The organism is Klebsiella sp. CD33 (genome assembly GCF_051992865.1).
Lineage (GTDB): Bacteria > Pseudomonadota > Gammaproteobacteria > Enterobacterales > Enterobacteriaceae > Klebsiella > Klebsiella pneumoniae.
Genome location: NZ_CP197023.1, coordinates 3,672,252 through 3,695,632 on the forward strand (window position 1 = coordinate 3,672,252; position 23,381 = coordinate 3,695,632).

A 23,381-nucleotide genomic window follows, 5' to 3' on the forward strand; every position below is an offset into this window, starting at 1 on the left:
ATTTCAGGAAACACACACAAGACAAATGGTTATATCATAAAAGCATATTAAATAACCTTTATTCACAGTGATTTAACCAACCATTTTCAGTACACCGCTATTCTCCACTACTCTCTGGCCAAAAACAGGCGGATCGTCCTGGCTAAAATTCTCCTCCGGCGCCAGGGATGCGCTCACTGCCCTCCTCTGCCCTGGACTGGTGCAAAACCTGGCAGGATGCACAGTAGAATGGCATTACCCCTCCGGGATCCTTCAATAACTGTGCATGTTGCACACCGCGTGCTATTCCCCGTGCCCGGTTTTTCCTGGCACATCTCTTGCTACTTCCGGCTATCACCGCCCATCTACCAGCCAGAGGTTCCAGGATGTCAAACAGCAATGATTTTCCCCTCGTCGAAGCGCCCGCCGCCGGACGCAAAGGCGTATTTTCCATCGCCATGGTGTTGTTCAGCTTTACCTTTTTCACCGGCACGATGTTCGCCGGCGGTAAACTCGGCGTCTCCTTTTCCATCGTCAATCTGCTGTGGATAGCCGTCATCGGCAACGCCTTGCTGGCCCTCTATGCCGCGTCGCTGGGCTGGATCGCCGCGCGCAGCGGCCTGAATACGGTGCTGATGGGCCGGTTCTGCTTCGGGGAGATTGGCAGCAAGCTGGCCGATTTTATTCTTGGCTTTGCCGAGCTGGGCTGGTACGCCTGGGGCACCGCCACGGTCGCTATCTCGTTGGTGAAGATCCTCGCTCTGCCCGAGGCGCTGACCCAGCCGTTGATGGTGCTGTTTGGCATTTTGTTCTGTGTCACCGCGCTGGTGGGCTACAAGGGACTGGACGCGCTGTCGCGCCTGTCGGTGCCATTGATGTTTGTGCTGCTGATGGTCTCCATGTATCTGGCGCTGCACCACGCCGGCGGCTGGCAGGCGATGACCCGTATTGCGCCGAGCGACACCATGACCTGGTCGGCGGCCATCACCATGGTCTTCGGGACCTTCGCCAGCGGCGCCACCCAGGCGACAAACTGGACCCGGCTGGCTAACTCCAGCCGGACCGCCATTCTCGCCAGCATGGGCAGCTTCCTCATCGGCAACGGGCTGATGATCGTCGCCGGCGCCTGGTGCGCTATCGTCTATCAACAGGCCGATATCGTTGAAGTGCTGATCCTGCAGGGGCTGTCGGTGGCCGCGGTGATCATGCTCTGTCTCAACCTGCTGACCATCCAGGGCCCCACCATCTATAACGTCTCCGCCGCCGCCTGCCATCTGCTGCGCAGCGAACGTCGCCGGACGCTGACCCTCGCCGCCGCCGGGGTGGGCATTGTGCTGGCCATTGGCGGGATGTACGAAATGCTGATCCCCTTCCTCGTGCTGCTGGGCAGTATTATTCCGCCCATCGGCGGGGTGATCCTCGCCGACTACTGGTTCGCCCGCAGCGGGCGCTATCCCCTGCTGCAGAACGCCCGCCTGCCGCGTTTTAACTGGCTGGGACTCGGCGCCTACGCCGCCGGCGCGGTGGTGGCCTATCTTTCGCCGTGGATCGCGCCGCTGGTGGGGATCACCGTCTCCGCGCTGGTCTATATCGTCCTGACCCTGCTAAGCAAACGCCAGCCTGCCGCCGTCGCGGAGCAGGAGCCATGAGCCTGACGGTCAGCGAACTGCTGGCCCTTGAGGGACTCTCCGCCCTGCGTCTGCGGGCGGGAAAGCAAGGGCTGCAGCGGGCCGTACGCTGGTACTATGTGGCGGAAAATGAACATATCGCCGAGTGGATCATGGGCGGCGAGCTGGTGTTTATCACCGGCATCAACCATCCCCGGGATGAAGCCAACCTGATCCAGTTGCTGATAGAGGGCAAACAGCGCGGCATCGCCGGGATGGTGATCCTCACCGGCGAGGCCTATATCCACGCCATTCCCGCCACGCTGATCGCCCTTGCCGACGAGCTGGGCATGCCGCTGATCGAGCAGCCCTACCTGCTGAAGATGGTGATTGTCACCGAGCGCATCGGCACCGCGCTGGTCCGCAGCGAAAACGTCCTGCAGTCGCAGCGCGACATTCTGATGCAGCTGGTCACCGGCGACTATCCGGACCTGCAGATGCTCCATCAGCGCGCCCTGCACCAGCAGCTCGATTTTACCCGTCCGCTGCGGCTGGCGGCGCTGCGTCTGGAGGGGCTGTCCCGCCTGTTTCGCCAGTTCCCGCCCGAGCAGGCCGAAGCCTGGCTGCTGCAGGCCCACCGCAGCGTACGTCAGCAGCTGCAGCAGCAGCTCAACCAGCAGGGCAATCCCTTCCCGCTGCTGGAGCGCAGCAATATGTTTCTTTTTCTGCTGCCGGATGAGGAGGGGGAAGGCTTTCAGCAGAAAAAATGGCTGCAGCAGTGGCTGCAGGCGCTGGCGGACGGAGAGGAGAGTTTGTCGCTGCTCTGCGGCCTCTCCGCACCGGTCAGGCAGCTGCAGGGTTACCCGCGGGCGCTGTCGCAGGCGCGCCAGGCGCTGGATCTGTGCGATACCCTGCGGCCGACCCAGCGTATCAGCGACTATCAGCAGTTGGGGTTTATCAAATTGCTGTCCGCGGTCAGCGACCCGGCGCTGCTCAACGATTTTATGCACGACACCCTGGGCTGCCTGATCGAGCCGGGCCGCAAAGCGCCATGGCTGCTGCTGGAGACCCTCGAGACGCTGCTGCAGGAGAACGGCAACGTGGTGCGGGCCGCCGACCGGCTGGGTCTCCACCGCAACACGTTGCATCAGCGCATCCAGCGCATTGAAAAACTGACCGGCTACCCGGTCAGCCACCCTCAGTTTCATCTCAACGCCTCGGTCGCGCTGGTGATCTGGCGTTTATCGCAAAACCATTTACAGGACCCACCATGAAAATTATTAACGCTCGCCTGCGCCGCCAGGAGGCGCTGTTTACTCTTGACCTGCAGGACGGGATGATTCACCGCATCACCGCCCAGGCCGCGATGCAGACTGCCGACGCCGGGGCTATCGACGCCCAGGGCCGGCTGGCGATCCCGCCCTTCGTCGAGCCGCATATCCATCTTGACGCCACCCTCACCGCGGGTGAGCCGGAGTGGAACCGCAGCGGCACCCTGTTTGAAGGCATCACCCGCTGGAGCCAGCGCAAAGCGAGTATTACCCCGGAGGACACCCGTCAGCGAGCGCTGAAAACCATCGGCATGCTGCGCGATTTCGGCGTCCAGCACGTCCGCACCCATGTGGATGTCACCGACCCGTCGCTGGCGGCCCTGCAGGCGCTGCTAGCGGTGAAACAAGAGGCCGCCGATCTCATCGATCTGCAGATTGTCGCCTTTCCGCAGGAGGGAATCGAATCGTATCCCAACGGCCGGGAGCTGATGACGCGCGCCATCGAGATGGGCGCCGACGTGGTGGGCGGCATTCCGCACTATGAGAACACCCGCGACAAAGGGGTCAGCTCGGTGATGTTTTTGATGGACCTCGCCCAGCGCTACGGCCGCCTGGTGGATGTCCACTGCGATGAAATCGACGATCCGCAGTCGCGTTTCCTCGAAGTGCTGGCGGAAGAGGCGCGGGTGCGCGGCATGGGGGCGCAGGTCACCGCCAGCCACACCTGCGCGATGGGCTCTTACGATAACGCCTACTGCTCAAAGCTGTTTCGCCTGCTGAAAGCCTCGGGGATCAACTTCATCTCCTGCCCGACCGAAAGCATTCATCTGCAGGGCCGGTTTGACAGCTGGCCGAAACGGCGCGGCGTCACCCGGGTGGCGGAGCTGGATCGCGCCGGCACCAATGTCTGCTTTGCTCAGGACTCGATTCAGGATCCGTGGTATCCGCTGGGGAACGGCAATATCCTGCGCATTCTGGATGCCGGACTGCACATCTGCCATATGCTCGGCTATGACGATCTGCAGCGCTGCCTCGACTTCGTCACCGACAACAGCGCCCGGGCGCTGTGTCTGGGCGATAACTACGGCCTCGCCGAAGGCCGCCCGGCGAACCTGCTGATCCTCGATGCGGAAAACGACTACGAGGCCGTCCGTCGTCAGGCACGGGTGCTGACCTCCATTCGCCACGGCAAGGTGATTTTGCAGCGTGAGGTGGAGCACATCCGCTACCCGGCATAGGGCGCAAGGCGCTGCGCGACGACGCCTTTCTGTGATACCTTTTCAGGCAGTGTGCGTGACCGACGCCCGCCCGGGCGTCGGCATCCTGGAAAACAGACGGCGCGAAACGACGATGAGCGATAAAAAATGGATTAAGGCCGAGGACGTGGCCAGACTGGCCGGCGTCTCGCGCTCGGCGGTCTCCCGCACCTTCACCCCCGGCGCCTCGGTGTCGGAGAAGACCCGGCAGAAGGTGCTGAGCGCCGCGGAAGCCCTGGGCTATCAGGTGAATATCATCGCCCGGACGATGATCACCGGCAGCAGTAATTTTATCGGCATCGTTACCGCCGGTTTCGACAACCCGTTTCGCAGCAAACTGCTGGCGCCGCTGGTCCATCAGCTGGCGCTCAATGGCTTTATGCCGCTGCTGATGAACGCTGACGATCCGCAGCAGCTCGCCCCCTCGCTTAAACAACTGCTGAGCTATCACGTCGCCGGGGTGATCATCACCTCCGGCGCGCCGCCGCTGTCGCTGGCGGAGGAGTATCTGGCGCGCAAGATCCCCGTCACCCTGATCAACCGCCATGCGGACCTCGCCGGCTGCGACCGGGTGTGCAGCGATAACGCCCAGGGAGCGAAGCTGGTGGCGGATCTGTTCAGCCGCCGAGGCTGGCGGCAGGTTGGCTTTATTGGCGAAAATCGCGAGAACTTCAGCACCCGCCAGCGCTATGAGGCTTTTATCGCCCGGACGTCGGATATGGCGGTGAGCAGCCGCTTCTGCGACGGCGGCGGCTATCAGGCCGGCTACCAGGCTGCCAGAGAATTGGTTGCTGAAAACCCCGGGATGCAGGCGCTGTTTTGCGCCACCGATATGCTGGCGCTGGGCGCCCAGGACGGCCTGCGGGACGCCGCCGCCCCGCTGCCGGCCATCGTCGGCTTTGACGATATCCCGCAGGCGGACTGGCAGCCCTATCAGCTCACCACCGTTCAGCAGAATACCGCCCTGCTGGCCCACCACGCGGTGGATTTGTTAATGACGCGGATCGCCCGCTTCAGCCTGCCCTCGCGCCATCGCGAAGTGCCGGTGAAACTAATTATTCGTCATAGCGCCAAATGAAAAAATCATTTTATGCTGGAGCGATCACAGAATCTTCTGCGAAACCCGGCCACACTCATTCGGCCCTTCGGGGCTGTTTTTTTCACGCAAAATGCACACGTGTGCAAAATAGGGAGTCACTATGCAATCTCAGGAATCAGAAGCGCTACAGGCCCGCTACCGTCTGGCCTGCGAGCTGGCGAAAGCGGGGGCTGAGCTGGCGTTTGAATACTATCAACAGCGCGAGGCGTTGACCGTCGACCATAAGGGCGACGACCTGCAGGATGTGGTCAGCGTGGCCGATAAGCGGGTGGAGGCCTTTGTCAAACAGCGCATTCAGAGCGCGTTTCCGGAGGATGGTTTTCTCGGCGAAGAGAGCGGCGCTCGCCTGCCCGACGCGCGAGTGCTGTGGGTGGTCGACCCCATCGATGGCACCAGCTGTTTCCTCAACGGCCTGCACACCTGGTGCCTGTCGCTGGCGATCGTCGCCGACGGCGAACCGGTCATCGGCGTGGTCTACGACCCCAACCATCGGGAGCTGTTTCACGCCCTGCGGGGCCATGGCGCCTGGCTCAACGACGCTCCGATCCGTCCGCACCCCGCGACGACGGTCAAAGAGGGCGTGATGGGCGTCGGCACCTCGCATCGCGTCACCCCGGCGGACTTTCTGCCGTTTCTGCAGGCGCTGCTCAGCGACGGCGGCATGTTTATCCGCAACGGCTCCGGGGCGTTGATGAGCGCCTGGGCGGCGGCGGGCCGGTTGATTGGCTACTACGAGCCGCACATGAACCCGTGGGACGCCCTGCCGGGGCTGGTGCTGATGCGCGAAGCGGGCGGCGCCAGCAACGATTTTCTGGCGCAGGAGGGGATCCAGCGCGGCAATCCGCTGCTGCTGGCCAGCCAGACGCTCTACCCGCAGCTGAAAAAGATGATCCCACAACCATTACATTAACCCTTACGGGTCAGGCTATTTCTGATTATGTACTCTACACAGTAACGATAACTTCATTCACGGACGAACCACATCAATCAGTCAGGCCTCCGACCTGCGGAGAACCACCTATGTCTGGAATTATCGCTTTTTTCCGGGCGTCGCCGCCGAAAGCGGGCGCCGCGTTTGATGAACACCGTTTTCGCCGGGTGCGCTGGCAAACCTTTATCGCCATGACCCTGGCCTACGTCACCTTTTACGTCTGCCGGTTATCCTTCACCGTCGCCAAAAGCGCGCTGGTGGAGCTGGGGATCACCCCGACGGAGCTCGGCATGATCGGCTCTACCCTGTTCTTCAGCTACGCCATCGGCAAACTGGTCAATGGTTTTATCGCCGATCACGCCAACGTGGTGCGCTATATGAGCCTCGGTTTATTGCTCAGCGCCGGGATGAACCTGATGATGGGGATGACCACCAACGCCCTGCTGCTGGCCATCTTCTGGGGGATCAACGGTTGGGCGCAGTCGATGGGCGTCGGCCCCTGCGCGGTCTCGCTGGCGCGCTGGTACGGCGTTAAGGAGCGCGGCACCTTCTATGGCATCTGGTCGACGGCGCATAATATCGGCGAGGCGGTGACCTATATGGTGATCGCCGCGGTGATCGCCGGGTTTGGCTGGCAGATGGGCTACCTGTCCACCGCCGCGCTCGGCGCCGCCGGCGTGGTGCTGCTGGTGCTGTTCATGCACGATTCGCCGCAGAGCAGCGGCTTCCCGTCCATCAACGTCATCCGCGATGAACCGCAGGAGGAGGTCGAAGCCCGCGGCTCGGTGTTTAAAAACCAGCTGCTGGCGCTGCGCAACCCGGCGCTGTGGACCCTCGCCCTCGCCTCCGCCTTTATGTACATCGACCGCTACGCCGTCAACTCCTGGGGGATCTTCTTTCTCGAGCAGGATAAAGCTTATTCCACCCTGGAGGCGTCCGGGATTATCGGCGTCAACGCTATCGCCGGCATCGCCGGGACCATCATCGCCGGCATGCTCTCCGACCGCTTTTTCCCGCGCAACCGCAGCGTGATGGCCGGGTTTATCAGCCTGCTGAACACCGCCGGCTTCGCCCTGATGCTCTGGTCGCCGCACAATTACTACACTGATATTCTGGCGATGATTATCTTCGGGGCCACTATTGGCGCTCTGACCTGCTTCCTTGGCGGGCTGATCGCCGTCGATATCTCTTCGCGCAAAGCGGCGGGGGCCGCGCTCGGCACCATCGGCATCGCCAGCTACGCCGGCGCCGGCCTGGGCGAGTTTCTCACCGGGATCATTATTGATAAAACGGCTATCCTTGAGAACGGCAAAACGCTGTATGATTTCAGCACGTTGGCGCTGTTCTGGGTGGGTACCGGTCTAGGTTCCGCGCTACTCTGTTTTACCACTGCCGCCATCGTCGCCCGGCGCCATGCCGTCGAACGGCAGACCTCGTTCTCCTCATAACCGATTAACGAATAAGGAAGAAGATATGATGCCTGCAAGACATCAGGGGCTGTTACGCCTGTTTATCGCCTGCGCGCTGCCGCTGCTGGCGCTGCAATCTGCCGCCGCCGCGGACTGGCAGCTGGAGAAAGTGGTCGAGCTCAGCCGCCACGGTATTCGTCCGCCGACGGCCGGCAACCGGGAAGCCATCGAGGCCGCCACCGGCCGACCGTGGACCGAGTGGACCACCCATGACGGGGAGCTCACCGGCCATGGCTATGCCGCCGTGGTCAACAAAGGGCGTGCGGAAGGCCAGCATTACCGCCAGCTCGGCCTGCTGCAGGCCGGATGCCCGACGGCGGAGTCGATATACGTGCGCGCCAGCCCGCTGCAGCGGACGCGAGCGACCGCCCAGGCGCTGGTGGATGGCGCCTTCCCCGGCTGCGGCGTCGCTATCCATTATGTCAGCGGGGATGCCGATCCCCTGTTTCAGACCGACAAGTTCGCCGCCACGCAAACCGACCCCGCCCGCCAGCTGGCGGCGGTGAAAGAGAAGGCCGGGGATCTGGCGCAGCGTCGGCAGGCGCTGGCGCCGACCATCCAGCTATTGAAACAGGTGGTTTGTCAGGCCGATAAGCCCTGCCCGATCTTCGATACCCCGTGGCAGGTCGAGCAGAGCAAAAGTGGGAAGACCACCATTAGCGGACTGAGCGTGATGGCCAATATGGTGGAGACGCTGCGTCTCGGCTGGAGTGAAAACCTGCCTCTCAGCCAGCTGGCGTGGGGCAAGATCACCCAGGCCAGGCAGATCACCGCCCTGCTGCCGCTGTTAACGGAAAACTACGATCTGAGTAACGATGTGTTGTATACCGCGCAAAAACGCGGGTCGGTGCTGCTCAACGCTATGCTCGATGGCGTCAAACCGGAGGCGAATCCGAACGTACGCTGGCTGCTGCTGGTGGCCCATGACACCAATATCGCCATGGTGCGCACGCTGATGAACTTTAGCTGGCAGCTGCCGGGCTACAGCCGGGGAAATATCCCGCCGGGCAGTAGCCTGGTGCTGGAGCGCTGGCGCAACGCGAAGAGCGGAGAACGCTATCTGCGGGTCTATTTCCAGGCCCAGGGCCTCGACGACCTGCGTCGTCTGCAGACGCCGGACGCGCAGCACCCGATGCTGCGTCAGGAGTGGCATCAGCCGGGCTGCCGTCAGACCGACGTCGGTACGCTGTGTCCCTTCCAGGCGGCCATCACCGCGCTGGGTCAGCGTATCGACCGGTCATCCGCCCCGGCGGTAGCCATGGTCCTGCCGTAGTAATGCAGCGCTTGCCCGGGCCCGGGAAAGCCATTTTTTCCAGGCCCGGCACGGTGTCGGCTATTCATTGTCCGGCGCAAACGCCCCGGCGGCGACCTGCGCCGGGGTGACCACCCCGCTGTCCAGCACCCAGCCGCTTATCAGCCCAGCAGGCGTGACGTCGAACGCCGGATTGTAAACGGCGGCCCCCGTCGGCGCCCACTGTACCGCGCCGAAGCTGCCCGCCACTCCGGTCACTTCCGCCGCCGCGCGCTGCTCAATGGGGATCGCCGCCCCGTTCGGGCAATGGCGGTCGAGGGTGGTCTGCGGGGCAGCGACGTAAAACGGGATCTGGTGATAATGGGCCAAAACCGCCAGAGAATAGGTGCCGATTTTATTCGCCACGTCGCCGTTGGCGGCGATACGGTCGGCGCCGACCCACACCGCATCCACCTGCCCCTGCGCCATCAGGCTGGCGGCCATTGAATCGGCGATCAGCTGATAGGGCACGCCCAGCTCGCCCAGCTCCCAGGCGGTTAAACGACCGCCCTGCAGCAGCGGCCGGGTTTCATCAACCCATACGTTGGTCACTTTTCCCTGCCGGTGCGCCAGCGCGATAACGCCGAGGGCGGTCCCTACCCCGGCGGTCGCCAGGCCACCGGTGTTGCAGTGGGTCAGCAGTCGACTGCCGGGCTTCACCAGCGCACTGCCCGCCTCAGCGATGCGGTCGCACAGCTGTTTATCTTCTTCGACCAGACGCAAAGCTTCCGCTTCCAGCGCCTGCGGGTAATCCTCCCGGGCCAGCGCCTGCTTCATGCGATCCAGATTATTCATCAGGTTGACCGCCGTCGGCCGCGCCGCGCGCAGCGTCTCCAGCGCCTGCTGGAGTGCATCCCGGTTCAGGCCGCGCTGGGCCAGCAGAGCCAGCAGCAGGCTGGCGGACAGGCCAATCAGCGGCGCGCCGCGCACCCGCAGGGTATGAATATGGTCCACCAGCAGCGCAACGTTATCCGCCGCCAGCCAGCGTTTTTCCTGCGGCAAGGCCTGCTGGTCGAGAATAAAAAGCTGATTTTCACTCACCCGCAGGCTGGTGGTCTGTAATGTCTGCATGTCGTTAAATCCCTGTTGCGTTGTTGTATCACATTGTGTCAGGATGGAATCCAGAAGTATAGACGTCTGAACGGCTTAATCAGAATTCGAGGATCGAGGCAATGTCGCAATACCATACCTTCACCGCCCACGATGCCGTGGCTTACGCGCAACAGTTCGCCGGCATCGACAACCCATCTGAGCTGGTCAGCGCGCAGGAAGTGGGCGATGGCAACCTCAATCTGGTGTTTAAAGTGTTCGATCGCCAGGGCGTCAGCCGGGCGATCGTCAAACAGGCTCTGCCCTACGTGCGCTGCGTCGGCGAATCCTGGCCGCTGACCCTCGACCGCGCCCGTCTGGAGGCGCAAACTCTTATCGCCCACTATCAGCACAGCCCGCAGCACACGGTAAAAATCCATCACTTTGATCCCGAGCTGGCGGTGATGGTGATGGAAGATCTTTCCGACCACCGCATCTGGCGCGGAGAGCTTATCGCTAACGTCTACTATCCCCAGGCGGCCCGCCAGCTTGGCGACTATCTGGCGCAGGTGTTGTTCCACACCAGCGATTTCTACCTCCATCCCCACGAGAAAAAGGCGCAGGTGGCGCAGTTTATTAACCCGGCGATGTGCGAGATCACCGAGGATCTGTTCTTTAACGACCCGTATCAGATCCACGAGCGCAATAACTACCCGGCGGAGCTGGAGGCCGATGTCGCCGCCCTGCGCGACGACGCTCAGCTTAAGCTGGCGGTGGCGGCGCTGAAGCACCGTTTCTTTGCCCATGCGGAAGCGCTGCTGCACGGCGATATCCACAGCGGGTCGATCTTCGTTGCCGAAGGCAGCCTGAAGGCCATCGACGCCGAGTTCGGCTACTTCGGCCCCATTGGCTTCGATATCGGCACCGCCATCGGCAACCTGCTGCTGAACTACTGCGGCCTGCCGGGCCAGCTCGGCATTCGCGATGCCGCCGCCGCGCGCGAGCAGCGGCTGAACGACATCCACCAGCTGTGGACCACCTTTGCCGAGCACTTCCAGGCGCTGGCGGCGGAGAAAACCCGCGACGCGGCGCTGGCTTACCCCGGCTACGCCTCCGCCTTTCTGAAAAAGGTGTGGGCGGACGCAGTCGGCTTCTGCGGCAGCGAACTTATCCGCCGCAGCGTCGGACTGTCGCACGTCGCGGATATCGACACTATCCAGGACGACGCCATGCGTCATGAGTGTCTGCGCCACGCCATTACCCTGGGCAGAGCGCTGATCGTGCTGGCCGAGCGTATCGACAGCGTCGACGAGCTGCTGGCGCGGGTACGCCAGTACAGCTGAGTGCGCCTGTTTCCCTCACCCCAACCCTCTCCCACAGGGAGAGGGAGCAACCCCTAAAAAAGTGCCATTTTCTGGGATTGCCCGGCGGCGCTGCTGGACTGCACCCCAAAAGTTGGACACCCAACTGAGTAAGGTGCAATTTTATGGCTAAACCAAAGTATTCCCCTGAAGCAAAACTGGCTGTGGTTAATCATTATTTGTCCGGTAAAGACGGAGAACAGAGTACAGCCGACCTTTTTGGTATTGAAAGAACATCTGTCCGTCGCTGGGTCAGGGCATGGCAGTTCCACGGTGCAGAAGGCCTGACTGCAAAAAATAATCATTATTCCGATGAATTTAAACTCGTGGTCGTCCGGGCGGTTATCAGTGACCGCCTGACGATGCGTGAAGCGGCTGCCCGGTTTAATCTCTCCGCAGAAATACTTGTCCGGCGCTGGCTCGACGTGTACAACGATGCCGGAGCGGAAGGTCTTTTAAACATACAATGCGGACGGCCCGGAAAAATGACAAAGCCAAAAAATATCCCACCACTGACAGATAAAGAGCTGGAAAAACTCTCCCCCGAAGAGCTCAGGGCCGAACTGCGTTATCTGCGGGCAGAGAATGCCTATCTAAAAAAGTTGAAAGCCTTGGTTCAGAGCGAAAAAAATGGCAAAAAGCCCTGATAATCAGTGAACTAAGGCATGAACACGCTCTGCGGGACCTTCTGCGGGCGGCCGGTATGTCCCGTAGCACGTGGTATTACAATATGAATGCACTGAAGCAAGGGGACAGGTATGCGGGTCTTAAAGAGAACATCAGGAAGATATACCACTATCACAAAGGTCGTTATGGCTACCGCAGGATCACGCTCGCACTGAGAAAACAGGGGCTGCGGATAAACCATAAAACAGTGCAGCGGCTGATGGCAGAACTGTCACTCCGGTCTGTGATAAGGGCGAAAAAATATCGTGCCTGGAAAGGGAGAACGGGCGAGGCCGCGCCCAATATCCTGAGCCGGAACTTCGGTGCGTCAAAAGCCAACGAAAAATGGGTAACAGATGTGACAGAGTTCCCGGTACAGGGAAAAAAGCTTTACCTGTCGTCAGTTCTCGATCTGTTTAACCGGGAGGTTATCGCCTACAGCCTGTCGGAAAGGCCGGTGATGGAGATGGTGAATACGATGCTGGACGGTGCGTTCCCGAAGCTCAGACCGGGAGATGCTCCGCTGCTGCACTCGGATCAGGGCTGGCATTACAGGATGAGGAGCTATCAGGAACGTTTAAAGGCGCATGGGATGACGCAGAGTATGTCGCGTAAAGGAAACTGCCTGGATAATGCAGTGATGGAAAACTTCTTCGGTACCCTGAAATCGGAGTGTTTTTATCTGAGGGAGTTCAGGAGTGTCAGTGCGCTAAGAAAAGCCGTAGAGGACTATATCCATTACTACAACAACGAGCGGATAAGCCTGAAATTAAAAGGCCTGAGTCCGGTAGAGTACCGAACCCAGGCTCTGAGAGCCGCTTAATATGAACCATCCAACTTTATGGGGTCAGTCCACTGCGCTTGCCGGGCCTACAGATAGCCGCATAACGGTTTGATCTTGCACTCTTTCGTAGGCCGGGTAAGGCGAAAGCCGCCACCCGGCAGACATGCGAGTACAATTTTGCGTTTACCTTACCCTCACCCCAGATACTCAATCACCGATAGCCCGCCGTTGTAATCGGTGCTGTAGATAATGCCTTGCGCATCGACAAACACGTCACAGGACTGGATCACCCGCGGGCGGCCGGGACGGGTATCCATCATTCTCTCAGGCGCAGCCGGCACCAGCGCCCCGGTCTCCAACGGGCGATACGGGTTGGAAATATCGTAAGCCCGCACGCCGGCATTCTGATACGTGGCAAAAATCAGCGTTGAGCTGACAAAGCTCCCCGGCCGGTTCTCATGCAGGTTATGCGGGCCGAAATGCGCCCCTTTCGCCACGTAATCCGCTTCGTCCGGCGGCGGGAAGGTGGCGATGCTCACCGGGTTGGTTGGCTCGCGGATATCAAACAGCCAGATCAGCTTCTCGCCGTCCTCCTGGTTGTCGAGCACCGCTTCATCCAGCACCACCAGCAGGTCACGATCCGGCAGCGGCAGCGCGGTATGCGTTCCGCCGCCGAACGGCGGGCTCCAGTTGCGATGACTAATCAGCCTCGGCTGGGTACGGTCTTTGACATCCAGCAGCGTCAGGCCGCCGTCGCGCCAGCTGCCGTAGGCGGTATCCCCGGCAATAATGGCGTGATGCAGCGCATAGCGTTTGCCCTGCGGCCAGTCCGGTGTTTCACCGCCCGCCTGGTGCATCCCAGGCAGCCACCAGCGCCCGGCTACTTCGGGCTTACGCGGATCGGCCAGATCGATGGTCAGGAAGATGTAGTCGGTAAAACCGTCGATCAGCGCGGACACATACGCCCAGCGCCCGCCGACGTACCAGATGCGGTGAATACCGATGCCGTTAAGCGACAGGAAACTGATTTCCCGCGGCTGCGCGGGAGTGGAAATATCAAAGATGCGCAGCCCGGCGCTCCAGCCCCTGTCCTGCACATCGCTGACCGTGTCACCCACCGAGCGGGTGTAGTACACCTTCTCATCAGCAAAACGGGCGTCAGCAAACAGATCCCGGGCGTTGATCACCAGCAGCAGATCGTCATGCGCCTGGAGGTGCACGTTCCAGGTGCCCGGCGGCGCGGCAATATAGTTGACGGTGGTGGGCCGGGTCGGATCGCGAACATCGACCACGGAAAAACCCTGCGACACCATATGGCCGATATAGGCGAATCCGCGATGCACCATCAGCTGCACGCCGTCCGGACGACCGCCCTGATCACTATGGCCAATCAGCCGCATATTGCGGCTGTATTCGGGGGAAGGTAATGCTGACATAGGGGATCCCTCTCGCCCGGTGGCATGGTTTTCCCCCTCTCCCTGCGGAGAGGGCCGGGGCGAGGGCACCAGGCCGCCGCCCACCGCCACCCGGCTTGATTTTATTTGTTCTTCGCTTCCAGCGTCGCGAACCACGGCGCGATAAAGTCTTCGGTCTGGCCCCAGCCAGGGATAATTTTCCCCAGCGACGCCACGTTTACCGCTCCCGGCTGGGCCGCCAGCAGCGCCTGGGGAATCGCTGCCGCCTTGAAGTCGTAGGTGGCTGGCGTCGGCTCGCCGGCGATCTTATTGGCGATCAGCCGCACGTTGGTCGCGCCGATAAGCTTCGGATCCACCGCCACGCTCACCTTCCACGGGCTGCCGGCCTCGCGCATCAGCTGCAAATCCTGGTTGGAAATATCAATGCTGTAGAGTTTGATCTCGGTGCGGCCATTCTCTTTCAGCGCTTTATAAGCTCCCTGGCTAAAGGCATCCCAGGTGCCCCAGATCGCGTCAATTTTCCCTTTCGGATACTTGGCGAGGATCGCCCCCACCTTGTTGGCAGTGTCGCCCTGCACATCGGATGACACGGCGCCGATCGACTCCAGCTCTTTAATCCCCGGATTTTGCTTCAGCAGCGTCTGGTAAGCCGCCTGACGGCGCTCCATCGGCGGGAAGCCCGCCACCCACAGCTTGACGATGTTGGCCTTGCCGTTGAAGTCTTTCACCAGCTGGCCAAAAGAGAGCTCGGTCAGTGAGGCATCATCCTGCTGACTGACCGTCACCCCGGGGATCTCACCGCTCACCGCGGTATCGAACACCGCCACTTTGATCCCGGCGTCCACCGCCTTCTTCACCAGGGCGGTGGAATACGGGTCACGCCCCTGAGAGAGAATAATGCCATCGTATTTCTGGCTGATGGCCTGGTTGACGAAGTCCTGGAATTTGGCGTCATCGCCGTTGCTCAGGAAGGTGCTGATTTTGAAACCGAGCTTTTTGCCTTCCTGCAGCGCCCCGGCGACAAACTGGGTGGTGTTATCGTCAGACCCGAGGTTGCGGATCACGGCAATGCGGATCGGGCCGTTGTGTTCGGCAATCGCCGCCGGCACCGGCGTCGGGGCGGTGGCCAGCGCCGCCGTCGACTGCAACAGACCCAGCGTCATCAGAGAGAGTGCGATCTTTTTCATGCGGTTTACCCTGTAAAATGTTAAGTACGGCGCTGAAAATAGGTCAGTGCCAGCGCGCCAGCCAGCACCAACCCTTTAATAATGTCCATCGCGTAATACGGCACCGAGAGCATCACCAGCCCGTTGGAGAGTACGCCGAGGATCACCGCCCCCACCAGCGTCCCCAGGGCGTTTGGTTTGCCGGAGCCCGCCAGCGAAAAGCCGATCCATGCCGCGGCCACCGCGTCCATCAGATAGCCGCCGCCGGCGTTGACCTGCGAAGAGCCGATGCGCGAGGCCAGCAGAATGCCGCCGAGCCCGGCCAGCAGCGAGGCAATCACGTATGCTGCGACTTTGTAACGCGTGATCCGCAGGCCGGAGAGCCGCGCCGCCTCCGGGTTGCCGCCGATGGCGTACATCCGCCGTCCGTGGGTAGTGAACGACAGCGCCAGCTGGGCGACCAGCGTCACCACCAGCATGATAATGACGATGGTCGGCACCTGCCCCAGCGCGCCAAAGGCCGCCGGGATAGTACCCTCCGCCATCTCGCCGCTCGGCAGAACCATGTTTTCGGTAATCGACCCACCGTAGCTGTAGGTCATTGCCACGCCCTGAATCACAAACAGGCTGGCCAGGGTGGCGAGCATGTCAGGAATGCGCAGCACCACGATCAGAAAGGCGTTAAACAGCCCCACCAGGGTGCAGAGCGCGAGGGTTATCAGAATCGCTTCGGTGGTCCCCAGGCCATGCCAGACAAACAGGGAAATCACCAGCGCGTTAGCCAGCGATGCCGTCGATCCGACGGACAGATCGAAGCCGCCGATGGTGAGGGAAATCGACACCCCAATGGCAATCACCGTCACGATGGCAATCGAGCGCAGAATGTTGATGATGTTGAACGGGTCAAGGAAGTTGTCCGAGGCGAGGCCAAAGACCGCCACCAGCAGCACCACGGTCAGCAACATGCCCCACTTATAGAGAAAATCAAAAAATCGCTGACGGCCCGATACCGTCGCGTTTACTGCCAGGGCCTTGCTCACGCTGCCGCTCCTCCGGTTGAATAATAAAGCAGTGTCTCTTCCCGGGCTTCCGCGCCGGGGATCTCCGCTACGATCCGTCCGTCCCACAGTACGCAGATGCGGTCGCATAAACCGACCAGCTCGGCGAATTCACCCGAGGCATAAATCACCCCTTTGCCTTCCCGCGCCAGACCATCGATCAGCATGAACAGATCGGTTTTCGCTTTCACATCGACCCCTTTGGTCGGTTCGTCAAAAATCAAAACGTTGGCATCACCGCGCAGCCATTTGCCAATGGCCACCTTCTGCTGGTTGCCGCCAGAAAGACGGCGCAGCGTCTGACCGGGACCGGTAGCGCGCACGCCGAGGCGGGCAATCACCTCCTCCGCCCAGCGCCAGGCCTGCCGATGGCCGAACAGGCTCCAGCGCGAAAAGCTGTTATCGGCGCTGACCGCCAGGTTCATCGCGATCGGCTCTTCAATGAAAATGCCCTCTTTGCGTCGCTCCTCCGGGACCAGCGCCAGGCCGCGCCCTACCGAGTCGGCCGGATCGCGCGGCCGCCACGGCTGACCGTTCAGCTCGCCCCGCTGCACCCGGCTTTTGCTGGCGCCGAACAGCGCTTTGCACAGCTCGGTTTTGCCCGCGCCGGCCAGCCCGGCGATCCCGAGGATTTCCCCCTTCCGCAGGCGCAGCGAAATATCCTGCAGCAGCGCCTCATCATGCAGACCGTCAACCTGCAACAGCACCTCTTCGCCGTGCGGCGGGCGCGGCGGCGGGAAGATATCGCTCAGCTCGTGGCCCAGCATCTTTTCGACGATCTGTTCGCCGCTCAGCGGCGCCATCGGGCCGCTCTCAATCAGCCGCCCGTCGCGCAGCACCGTCAGGGTGTCGCAGATCGCCTTCAGCTCATGGATACGATGCGAAATAAACACCACCCCGATCCCCTGATGCTGCAGACGGCGTACTACCGCAAACAGACGCTCACTTTCATGCTGATCCAACGGCGCGGTGGGTTCATCCAGAATCAAAAAGCGGCAATGATGCGACAGGGCGCGGGCCAGCAGGATTTGCTGTTTTTCGGCGAGCGTGCAGCTGTCAATGGAGCGCCGGACGTCCAGCGCAACGTCCAGCTGCGCCAGCGCCTCGCGCGCCAGCTGCCGAACCCGCGACCAGCGGAAGGTCATGCCCGGCTCCGCCAGCCTGTCCAGCATAATGTTTTCCGCAATGCTCAGGCCCGGCACCAGCGCTACGTCCACCTCCTGCTGCACCAGGTGGATCCCCAGCTGTTTAGCATCCCGCGGCGAACGAATGATGACCGGCTGGTTGTTGATCGTCACTTCGCCCTCATAGTGGGCGTGGGTGCCGCACAGCACGGCCATCAGCGTCGACTTACCCGCGCCGTTGGCCCCGGTCAGGGCATGCACCGACCCGCCATGGAGGGTAAAGTCCACCTTGTTCAGCGCCTGAAAGCCGGAGAAGGCCAGGCTAATGTTATGCATCTCAAGGCGATTCGCGCTCATCACTGCTCCCGTGCGGCAATTAATCTTCTGATTTAACGAATTTTTCATAGCCGCCGCTGGCTGACAACTGCGTAAAAAGCATAAGATACAACGAAATAATATTAGCCATCTGGATGTCCAGACATAACATCAGGTTAGCCCAACACCCATAAGGACAGCTTCCATGAGCAACAGCGATATCCGCGTCGTGCCCGGCCCGGCCAACTATTTCTCCCACCCCGGCAGCCTTGAGCGACTGAGCGATTTTTTTAACGCCGACCAGCTCTCGCGAGCGGTGTGGGTCTATGGCGAGCGCGCCCTGGCCGGCGCAGAACCTTTTCTGCCGGCGGCCTTCCACCTGCCGGAGGCGAAAAAGATCCGCTTTACCGGCCACTGCAGCGAACGCGACGTGGCGGGGCTGGTGCAGGCCTCAGGTGACGATCGGGCGGTAGTGATTGGCGTCGGCGGCGGCGCGCTGCTCGACAGCGCGAAAGTGTTGGCCCGCCGCCTGGGGGTACCGCTGGTGGCCATCCCGACTATCGCCGCCACCTGCGCGGCGTGGACGCCTCTGTCGGTGTGGTATAACGACGCCGGACAGGCCCTGAATTTTGAGATCTTCGATGACGCCAACTTCCTGGTGCTGGTCGAACCGCGCATCATTCTCCACGCTCCGGCGGAGTACCTGCTGGCGGGCATTGGCGACACCTTAGCCAAATGGTATGAGGCCGTGGTGCTGGCGCCGCAGCCGGAGGCGCTACCGCTCACCGTGCGGCTGGGGATTAACGGCGCGCTGGCGATCCGCGATGTGCTGCTGGCCAGCAGCGAAACGGCGCTGGCGGACCAGCGCCGCGGCGATCTGACCCAGGCGTTTCGCGATGTGGTGGAGGCGATTATAGCCGGCGGCGGGATGGTTGGCGGGCTGGGGGAACGTTACACCCGGGTCGCCGCCGCCCATGCGGTGCACAACGGACTGACGGTGCTGCCGCAGACGGATAAATTTCTCCACGGTACCAAAGTGGCCTACGGCATTCTGGTACAGAGCGCCCTGCTTGGTCAGGACGATGTGCTGGCGCAGTTAGTGCAGGCGTATCAGCGCTTTAACCTGCCGACCACCCTGGCGGCGCTGGAGGTCGATATCAATAACCGCGCAGAGCTGGACCGGGTCATTGCCCATACCCTGCGCCCGGGCGAGTCGATTCACTATTTACCGGTGACGTTAACCCCTGAGGTTCTGCGCGCGGCGTTTGAGAAGGTGGAATACTTCAGCCGTTAATCACCCCGACCGTCTATACCTAATGATGATGCTCACCACTCTCGCAACGAGGTCATCATGCAGATCGATTTAACAGGTAAGAAGGCGCTGGTTACCGGCGCCAGCCGTGGGTTGGGTCGCGCAATCGCGCTGTCGCTGGCGCGCGCCGGCGCCGATGTGGTTATTACGTATGAAAAATCGGTCGATAAAGCCCAGGCGGTCGCCGATGAAATAAAGGCGCTGGGTCGGTACGGCGAAGCGGTACAGGCCGACAGCGCCAGCGCGCAGGCGATTCAGGATGCCGTCACCCATGCGGCCCGGTCCCTCGGCGGGCTGGACATTCTGGTCAACAACGCCGGAATAGCCCGCGGCGGTCCACTGGAATCCATGACGCTGGCGGACATTGACGCGCTTATCAACGTCAATATCCGTGGGGTGGTCATCGCCACCCAGGAAGCGTTGGTGCATATGGCCGATGGCGGACGAATCATCAACATCGGCAGCTGTCTGGCTAACCGCGTGGCCATGCCGGGCATCGCGGTTTACGCCATGACCAAGTCCGCCCTCAACGCCCTGACCCGTGGCCTGGCGCGTGATTTAGGCCCTCGCGGGATCACCGTTAACCTTGTCCATCCAGGGCCGACCAACAGCGATATGAACCCGGAAGACGGAGAACAGGCGGAAGCCCAGCGCCAGATGATTGCGGTCGGTCACTACGGCCAGCCGGAAGACATCGCCGCGGCGGTCACCTTCCTCGCCAGCCCGGCCGCCGGGCAGATCTCCGGTACGGGGCTGGACGTGGATGGCGGATTGAACGCCTGATCGCACATTTTCTGCAAGCCTCTGTCGCCCGGCAGAGGCCTTTCCGCGCCGCCTCGACGGGTTGCGTTTTGCCTCTTACCTGCGTTTTTTCTCCGCTCTACAGTACCCCATAAGAAATTCGGAATTTATCTAATAGTCTTATTATTTCCTTATATTTTGTGTGGGCGTACAGTGGAGGTACGGATGAAAATTGTCTGGTCAAAAACGGCAGATAAGCAATTTTCTAAAATCGATACTCGGTATAAGAGTCGCATTAAATCCAGGCTGGAGAAGATGGATGATAAAGCTTCACCTATCTCGGATATCAAAAAATTGTCCTCTCCCGAAAACCACTACCGGCTGCGATTAGGTGATTACAGAGTCATCTACACCTTTGGGGATCCGCCGGGCGATACCTGCTACGTCGTGGCGGTTAAACGCCGAACCACCACCACCTACCTTCATGAGGAAGATACCGAATATGACTATTCAGTACATCAAGGATGAAGAAGGAAAAGACCAGTATGTCGTCATTCCTTACAGCGATTACTTTCGTATGCGCCTGGCTCTGCTGGAGTACGACGACGAGGATGAAAGCGACTGGGAAGATATTCCTTATGAATCAGATATCTATGATGACGTCATGCTGCCGGGCGAAGTATGCGACGTGATGCATAAAGAAAACGTCAGCCTGCAGGCCGCGTGGCGCATCCTGCGCGGGATGTCCCAGCAGGAGGTAGCCGAAAAGCTTGGCATCAGCCAGTCCGCGGTGTCACAGCTGGAAGCGCTGGACTCCCGTCCGCAAAAGCGCACCCGCGAGAAGCTGGCGGCGATTTACGGCTGTACTCAGGAGCAGATCAGCCTCTATCTGCCGAAAGAGGGTTAACAGCACTTCGCCCCGCCCTTGCCGCCGTAGCGCGCGTCCTGGCGTTCGCGAAAGAACTCTTCATAAGTCATCGGCGTCTGATCCGGGTGGGTTATTCGCATGTGCTCGACGTAGTTATCGTAATCCGGCACGCCGATCATCATTTTGGCGGCCTGGCCTAAATATTTTCCTGCTTTGGAGAGGGTGTCAAACATAAGTCATTTCTCTTTTGTATCCCTCACCCCGAGCCTCTCCCAAAGGGAGAGGGAGGATCGGAAATGTAGGCCGGGTAAGGCTAAGCCGCCACCCGGCACACCGGTTAATGCGCCCCTTTCGCCTGGGTCTCAATCGCGTCCAGGTTTTCAGGCATTGGCTCATACGGCGTCTCTTTCGCCGTCGGTTTATCCTCTTTCAGCGCCGCCAGCGCGGTTTTAATCGAGAATAGCGCCAGCACCACCACCACAATCATAAAGAAGATGGTCAGCCCGGCATCGAGACGGTTGTTAAACACCAGCTGCGCCAGCTGTGATTCGGTATATTGCGGCGGAATGTTGCCGCTGTCGATCATCGCCTGGAATTTATTAGCGATCGCCAGGAAACCAACTTTGGTGTCCGGGCTAAACGACTTCTGCCAGCCGGCGGTCAACGTACAGATCAGCAGCCAGCTGGTCGGCAGCAGCGCCACCCACGCGTAGCGCTGGCGTTTCATCTTGAACAGGACCACCGCGCAGAGCATCAGCGCCATCCCCGCCAGCATCTGGTTGGCAATACCGAACAGCGGCCACAGGGTGTTAATCCCGCCCAGCGGATCGACCACCCCCTGATGCAGGAAGTAGCCCCACGCCAGGACGCACAGCGCGGTCGCCAGCAGGTTGGCCGGTAGCGAGCTGGTTTTTTTCAGCCCCGGGCTAATCACGCCCAGCAGATCCTGCAGCATAAAGCGCGCCGCGCGGGTGCCGGCGTCAACCGCCGTCAGGATAAACAGCGCCTCAAACAGAATGGCGAAGTGGTACCAGAACGAGACATCCATCAGTCCGCCCAGCGAGCCGTGCAGGATGTAGGCCATCCCCACCGCCAGCGTTGGCGCGCCGCCGGCGCGGGAGATAATCGACTGTTCGCCGACCTCGCTGGCGATTTGATGCAGCGTATCAGGCGTAATGCTAAAGCCCCAGCCGCTCACCACCTGCGCTGCCGAGGCGACGACATCGGTGGTACCCGCCGGCGCCAGCACCGCCATCGGGCTGTTCATCGCGAAGTAGACGCCCGGATCGATAATACAGGCCGCCACCAGCGCCATAATAGCGACGAAGGATTCCATCAACATGCCGCCGTAGCCGATAAAGCAGGCCTGGCTTTCGTTGGCCAACATTTTCGGCGTGGTGCCGGAGGAGATCAGCGCGTGGAAGCCGGAGACCGCGCCGCAGGCGATGGTGATAAACAGGAACGGGAACAGGTTGCCGGTCCATACCGGGCCGGTACCATCGACGAACTTGGTCAGCGCCGGCATCGTCAGGGTCGGGCGCATAATCAGGATGCCAATCGCCAGCCCCACGATGGTGCCGATTTTCAGGAAGGTGGAGAGATAATCGCGCGGGGCCAGCAGCAGCCAGACCGGCAGTACCGCAGCCACAAATCCGTAGCCCACCAGGATCCAGGTCAGCTGTACGCCGGTGTAATCAAACCACGGCGCCCAGGTCGGGCTTTCCGCCACCCAGCCGCCGGAGATGATGGCGAACACCAGCATCACCAGGCCTATCACCGACACCTCGCCGATGCGTCCCGGACGCAGATAGCGGATGTAGATGCCCATAAAGATCGCCAGCGGAATGGTAAAGGCGACGGTGTATGTCCCCCACGGACTGTGGGTCAGCGCTTTCACCACAATCATCGCCAGGACCGCGAGGATGATCACCATGATCATAAAGCAGGCCACCAGCGCCAGGACGCCAGCGGTCGGCCCCATCTCCTCTTTAACCAGTTCGCCAAGCGAACGGCCATCGCGGCGGGTCGAAACAAACAGCACCATAAAGTCCTGTACCGCCCCAGCCAGCACCACGCCGGCGAGGATCCAGATCATCCCCGGCAGGTAGCCCATCTGCGCGGCGAGCACCGGGCCCACCAGCGGCCCCGCGCCGGCAATGGCGGCAAAATGGTGACCGAACAGCACTTTTTTGTCGGTTGGAACGTAGTCGAGGCCATCGTTATGCCGCACCGCGGGCGTCATCCGCGTCGGGTCAACGCCGAGCACGGTTTTAGCGATATACAGGCCGTAGAAACGATACGCGATCAAATAAACGCAGACCGCGGCGACGACAATCCACAGCGCGTTTATCTGCTCACCCCGGTTTAAAGCGATATAGCCGAGGGCGAAGGCTCCGATGACGGAGAGCAGCGCCCAGATAAGGTATTTCCCTGAATTATTCATTGTTGTGGTCCACCGGTAGGGTAATCAGGATGTTACATTTTGTTTCTAGATCACAACGCAGAATTTAACAACACCGAAACATCGCAGATGCCGTACACCCACAGAGATTTGTCTCACATTGCTAGCGAGATCACTTAAGGCAGGAAAATGAATGAAAGGGTTACCGTGAACGGTGCCGTTTTTTTTGTCGGGTGGC

Annotated in this window: 20 protein-coding genes; 13 read left to right on the forward strand and 7 right to left on the reverse strand. The window is 60.8% G+C overall.

The annotated features are described in order from the left end of the window. Positions 1-365 precede the first annotated feature (365 nt). The 7 genes from codB (at position 366) to ACR809_RS18225 (ending at position 8,885) form a co-directional block, all read left to right on the forward strand. Positions 366-1,628 carry a cytosine permease gene (gene codB, locus ACR809_RS18195; protein ID WP_023283417.1) on the forward strand — a complete coding sequence of 421 codons (1,263 nt, stop codon included), beginning with the start codon at positions 366-368 and terminating at the stop codon, positions 1,626-1,628. Next, positions 1,625-2,860 carry a PucR family transcriptional regulator gene (locus tag ACR809_RS18200; RefSeq protein ID WP_122051475.1) on the forward strand — a complete coding sequence of 412 codons (1,236 nt, stop codon included), beginning with the start codon at positions 1,625-1,627 and terminating at the stop codon, positions 2,858-2,860. Before codB ends, ACR809_RS18200 begins: the two co-directional genes overlap by 4 nt. Continuing rightward, complete coding sequence (gene codA, locus ACR809_RS18205; protein WP_122051476.1) at positions 2,857-4,095, forward strand: cytosine deaminase; 1,239 nt, start codon at positions 2,857-2,859, stop codon at positions 4,093-4,095. The genes ACR809_RS18200 and codA overlap by 4 nt, the downstream gene beginning before the upstream one ends. 145 nt (positions 4,096-4,240) lie before the next feature. Beyond that, positions 4,241-5,191, forward strand: coding sequence for a LacI family DNA-binding transcriptional regulator (locus ACR809_RS18210; protein ID WP_072157843.1), 951 nt, complete (start codon positions 4,241-4,243; stop codon positions 5,189-5,191). Positions 5,192-5,312: 121 nt separating this feature from the next. Beyond that, entirely contained in the window at positions 5,313-6,122 is an 810-nt protein-coding gene (locus ACR809_RS18215) for an inositol monophosphatase family protein (protein ID WP_004178995.1), read from the forward strand. A 110-nt stretch (positions 6,123-6,232) separates the two neighbouring features. After that, positions 6,233-7,591: an MFS transporter gene (locus ACR809_RS18220; protein WP_002894151.1), complete on the forward strand. Its 1,359-nt coding sequence runs from the start codon at positions 6,233-6,235 to the stop codon at positions 7,589-7,591. Positions 7,592-7,616: 25 nt separating this feature from the next. Further along, positions 7,617-8,885, forward strand: a complete 1,269-nt coding sequence (locus ACR809_RS18225) for a histidine phosphatase family protein (protein WP_040236609.1) — start codon at positions 7,617-7,619, stop codon at positions 8,883-8,885. A gap of 60 nt (positions 8,886-8,945) precedes the next feature. Here the strand turns inward: ACR809_RS18225 and mtnA are convergent, their stop codons facing one another. After that, positions 8,946-9,974 (reverse strand): S-methyl-5-thioribose-1-phosphate isomerase, encoded by a 1,029-nt coding sequence (gene mtnA / locus ACR809_RS18230; RefSeq protein WP_085820302.1) that lies wholly within the window; start codon positions 9,972-9,974, stop codon positions 8,946-8,948. Positions 9,975-10,075: 101 nt separating this feature from the next. Between mtnA and mtnK the strand changes: the two genes are divergently transcribed. Both mtnK and ACR809_RS18240 read left to right on the forward strand, forming a co-directional pair. Beyond that, the gene (gene mtnK, locus ACR809_RS18235; protein ID WP_065806627.1) at positions 10,076-11,275 is read left to right on the forward strand and encodes an S-methyl-5-thioribose kinase; all 1,200 of its coding nucleotides are present in this window, start codon (positions 10,076-10,078) and stop codon (positions 11,273-11,275) included. 143 nt (positions 11,276-11,418) lie between these two features. Beyond that, positions 11,419-12,782, forward strand: a protein-coding gene (locus ACR809_RS18240; RefSeq protein WP_122051477.1) for an IS3-like element ISKpn1 family transposase whose coding sequence is annotated in 2 segments (ribosomal slippage) — positions 11,419-11,887 and positions 11,887-12,782 — 1,365 coding nt in all. Because the reading frame shifts where the segments join, the coding sequence is not laid out codon by codon here. 155 nt (positions 12,783-12,937) lie between these two features. Here the strand turns inward: ACR809_RS18240 and ACR809_RS18245 are convergent. The 4 genes from ACR809_RS18245 to ACR809_RS18260 form a co-directional block, all read right to left on the reverse strand. Continuing rightward, positions 12,938-14,179, reverse strand: a complete 1,242-nt coding sequence (locus ACR809_RS18245; protein WP_004178989.1) for an LVIVD repeat-containing protein — start codon at positions 14,177-14,179, stop codon at positions 12,938-12,940. Between the two features lie 101 nt (positions 14,180-14,280). After that, positions 14,281-15,345, reverse strand: coding sequence for a sugar ABC transporter substrate-binding protein (locus ACR809_RS18250; protein ID WP_002894036.1), 1,065 nt, complete (start codon positions 15,343-15,345; stop codon positions 14,281-14,283). A 20-nt stretch (positions 15,346-15,365) separates the two neighbouring features. Next, positions 15,366-16,364, reverse strand: a complete 999-nt coding sequence (locus ACR809_RS18255) for an ABC transporter permease (protein WP_002894035.1) — start codon at positions 16,362-16,364, stop codon at positions 15,366-15,368. Further along, a complete protein-coding gene (locus ACR809_RS18260) occupies positions 16,361-17,863 on the reverse strand; it encodes a sugar ABC transporter ATP-binding protein (protein WP_023279184.1) in 1,503 nt (500 codons plus the stop codon). The genes ACR809_RS18255 and ACR809_RS18260 overlap by 4 nt, the downstream gene beginning before the upstream one ends. A gap of 163 nt (positions 17,864-18,026) precedes the next feature. Here ACR809_RS18260 and ACR809_RS18265 point away from each other — a divergent pair, with 163 nt between their 5' ends. The 4 genes from ACR809_RS18265 to ACR809_RS18280 all read left to right on the forward strand — a co-directional run bounded on the left by ACR809_RS18265 (position 18,027) and on the right by ACR809_RS18280 (position 20,781). Beyond that, positions 18,027-19,115 (forward strand): oxidoreductase, encoded by a 1,089-nt coding sequence (locus ACR809_RS18265; RefSeq protein WP_047680819.1) that lies wholly within the window; start codon positions 18,027-18,029, stop codon positions 19,113-19,115. Between the two features lie 57 nt (positions 19,116-19,172). Further along, positions 19,173-19,916 carry an SDR family NAD(P)-dependent oxidoreductase gene (locus tag ACR809_RS18270; protein ID WP_002893908.1) on the forward strand — a complete coding sequence of 248 codons (744 nt, stop codon included), beginning with the start codon at positions 19,173-19,175 and terminating at the stop codon, positions 19,914-19,916. 183 nt (positions 19,917-20,099) lie between these two features. Continuing rightward, positions 20,100-20,402, forward strand: a complete 303-nt coding sequence (locus ACR809_RS18275) for a type II toxin-antitoxin system RelE family toxin (RefSeq protein WP_002893907.1) — start codon at positions 20,100-20,102, stop codon at positions 20,400-20,402. Further along, positions 20,377-20,781: a helix-turn-helix domain-containing protein gene (locus ACR809_RS18280; RefSeq protein ID WP_004176911.1), complete on the forward strand. Its 405-nt coding sequence runs from the start codon at positions 20,377-20,379 to the stop codon at positions 20,779-20,781. The genes ACR809_RS18275 and ACR809_RS18280 overlap by 26 nt, the downstream gene beginning before the upstream one ends. Here ACR809_RS18280 and ACR809_RS18285 read toward each other — a convergent pair. Together ACR809_RS18285 and cstA are read right to left on the reverse strand one after the other, a co-directional pair. Further along, entirely contained in the window at positions 20,778-20,975 is a 198-nt protein-coding gene (locus ACR809_RS18285) for a YbdD/YjiX family protein (RefSeq protein WP_002893903.1), read from the reverse strand. The genes ACR809_RS18280 and ACR809_RS18285 overlap by 4 nt on opposite strands. Before the next feature lie 104 nt (positions 20,976-21,079). Continuing rightward, positions 21,080-23,185 carry a pyruvate/proton symporter CstA gene (cstA, locus tag ACR809_RS18290; protein WP_002893896.1) on the reverse strand — a complete coding sequence of 702 codons (2,106 nt, stop codon included), beginning with the start codon at positions 23,183-23,185 and terminating at the stop codon, positions 21,080-21,082. Between the last annotated feature and the right edge of the window lie 196 nt (positions 23,186-23,381).